General features: G+C 36.2%; 1 tRNA gene. It reads left to right on the top strand.

The window, feature by feature from the left end:
- The first annotated feature begins 122 nt into the window (after positions 1-122).
- Positions 123-199, top strand: a tRNA-Ile gene (locus L21TH_RS00920).
- Positions 200-348 lie beyond the last annotated feature (149 nt).

Below are 348 nucleotides of genomic sequence, written 5' to 3'. Positions count from 1 at the left end.
AGAAGTGAAACATCTTGTGAAGAATTCTAAATTGTAAATGTTAAATAAAAAGCATTTAAGGGTTGAATTGATTTTAGATAGGTCTCTTTAATTTAGAATTTAAAATTATGTGAATATATTGTGGGCTTATAGCTCAGTTGGTTAGAGCGCACGCCTGATAAGCGTGAGGTCGGTGGTTCGAGTCCACCTAAGCCCACCAGCATCACAAAACATAGAATAATTTGTGGTGAGTAGAGAATTGTACTTTGAAAACTGCATAGTGGACAATACAGGTATCAGGTACTAGGCAACAGATGCTAGTCTAACTTAAGACTGGTAACTGCAGTTAGTAACCGAGATACTACAATT

It is taken from the genome of Caldisalinibacter kiritimatiensis (assembly GCF_000387765.1).
Classification (GTDB): Bacteria; Bacillota; Clostridia; order Tissierellales; family Caldisalinibacteraceae; genus Caldisalinibacter; species Caldisalinibacter kiritimatiensis.
Note: the sequence above shows the minus strand (reverse complement) of the source record. Positions and strands in the feature narration are given on the sequence as shown.